1 protein-coding gene and 2 pseudogenes are annotated in these 2,215 nt (G+C 60.5%); all 3 read right to left on the bottom strand.

The window, feature by feature from the left end; genetic code table 11:
- A pseudogene (locus TY51_RS19845) lies at positions 1-605 on the bottom strand (DDE-type integrase/transposase/recombinase); the annotation flags it as partial.
- 238 nt (positions 606-843) lie between these two features.
- A complete protein-coding gene (locus tag TY51_RS19840; RefSeq protein ID WP_042253068.1) occupies positions 844-1,884 on the bottom strand; it encodes an IS110 family transposase in 1,041 nt (346 codons plus the stop codon).
- A 64-nt stretch (positions 1,885-1,948) separates the two neighbouring features.
- A pseudogene (locus TY51_RS19835) lies at positions 1,949-2,215 on the bottom strand (IS3 family transposase); the annotation flags it as partial.

Here is a 2,215-nt window from a genome sequence, read left to right as displayed (position 1 = left end):
GTAGCTGCGATGAACTCGCGGGGCGAGCGCATCTTCAGCCCTGAATGCGGGTGATTTTCATTGTAGTCCTCGATCCAGCCTCCGATCAATCCGAGAGCGGTTTGGGCGTCTGGTAGCGGCGTCACCTGGACGTAGTCGCGCTTGAACGTCTTCACGAATGCCTCTGACATGCCATTGCTCTGAGGGCTCCGGACCGGGGTGAAGCAAGGCTTCAGACCAAGTTGGCGAGCGAAGATCTGCGTGTCCCTGGCGATGTAGGGTGAGCCGTTGTCGGACAGCATCTCGACGACCGCAGGCGCACGGTATGTTCCGAAGCGACGCTCGACGGCCTCTAGCATGATGTCGCGGATGTCTGACCCGCTGACCCCTGCATTTACGACAGCACGCCAAGCGATGATTTCGCGGTCGTGGGCATCGATGATGAAGGCACCGCGGACGATATCGCCATTCCAGCAGGTGAACTCGAACCCATCCGAACACCAGCGCAGGTTAGAGCGCATGACGATGACCTTGCCGTCGTGAACATGCTCGGGACGCTCCGTATATGTCCGCGCAAGCAGCAGGCTATGGGCCTGCATGATCCTGTAGACCCTTTTGTCGTCTAATTACGCAAGCCAGTTTCCCAAAGCTCGTGATCGATTTCCACCAAAGGATCGTTGTCGTCTTCGCGGTCAGGTCGGACGCCTGCCGCACGAGTGGCGCTCGATCGAACAGCGTCTCGATGTGATTCCCGCGATCCTGATCCAGCAGAACAGGCCGCAAAGAGTGTCGCGAGATCGCTGTGGCCAGCACTCTGGGAGCCTGGCGTTCCGCGATTGGTCTATAGCTGGTCGTTCTCCCCCTTCATGCTGCTGCCCGCCCTGCATGATACGGCCGCGGCTCAAAGCTTGTTCCGTCACGCATCATCAAGAATAAGATTACTGCCAGCTTTCGGGCAAGCGCTACACGCGCCTTCCAGCTTCCTGACCGTGCAGCAAGTTGCCGCGCCCAGTCTTGCAAGCCAAGTTCGCCGCGTGTCCGGTACAGGATCACCGAGGCCGCCTCAAAGAGAAGACTGCGCGTCAGGCGATCGCCGCATTTTGAGATGCGTCCGCCAATGTCGACTTCGCCCGATTGATACCGTTTCGGCGTGAGCCCGAGGTAGGCGCCCACATCACTTGCGCGCCGGAAGCGGGAGGGATCTTCGATTGCAGCAGCAAAAGCGATCGCGGTCAAAGGCCCAACACCCGGTGCGCTGGTCAATCGCTTGCATGTCTCGTTCTCTTGCGCAGCTCTGGCGAGCTGCCGGTCAAAAGCGCGGCGCTGGTCCCGAAGCAGGGTCAGTGTCGCAAGCAGACTCTCCAGCAGGTTTCGCACCACCGGATCACTTGGCAGCCCCGCCCTCACGGCGCGATCAAATGTCGATCCCTTGCCTGGAGCCACAATGATGCCAAACGTTTTTGCCAATCCCCTGATCTTGTTGATCAGCGCCGTGCACATGCCGACGATTTGCTGCCGGGCTACGAGAATGGCGCGCACCCGGTGGGTCGCCATCGACTTCATGGGAACGGGTTCATACCACCCCGATCGCACAAGCTGCGCCAGGCCACGGGCGTCGTTCCTATCGGTCTTGTTGACCTGAAGCTTGAGCGCCGCTGCTGCCCGACGGGCGTGAATGCAATCCAGAGGCACTGCTGCATCACGCAAGCCATGCCAGAGCCAGACCGCAACCGGCCCTGTCTCCATACCCGCACGCTCAAGCTCGGGCGCATGGCGCGCAAGCGCCTCTGCGATCGTATCGATCTGCGTGTGAACCTTCCCCCGCCACACGACGGCCCCAACCGCATCGATCACGCAGATCGCGGTTTCCTTTACGAAGACATCCAGTCCTGCATAATGCGTCATTGTCCTTCCTCCTCATCAACGACGACACAGGATAACAGGAAGAGCCGTTTCCAAATTACGCCATGTGTTTGACCGGTGCCGAGCTTTCTGACCGCAGCTGGCGGTTCAGGATCGCGGTGATGCGGCGGTAGCCATAGGTCGGTCGGACCGTCACCAGCGCGGCGATCCGCGGCACCAGCTCAGCGTCTTGCGCCTTGTGGTAACGCCGACGCGGTTTTGTCTTGCCCTTCAGTCGATCGACCAGGTTCGAGCGGGCCACACCAAGGGTTTCTGCCACGACCTTCCCCGGGAACCGCCTGTCAGCGGCGACCGCGCATGCAAGGTCGGTTTT

Source organism: Paracoccus sp. PAMC 22219, from assembly GCF_000787695.1.
Taxonomy (GTDB): Bacteria; Pseudomonadota; Alphaproteobacteria; order Rhodobacterales; family Rhodobacteraceae; genus Paracoccus.
The sequence above is the reverse complement of the archived record's forward strand: the minus strand, read 5'-3'. Positions and strand labels throughout refer to the sequence as shown.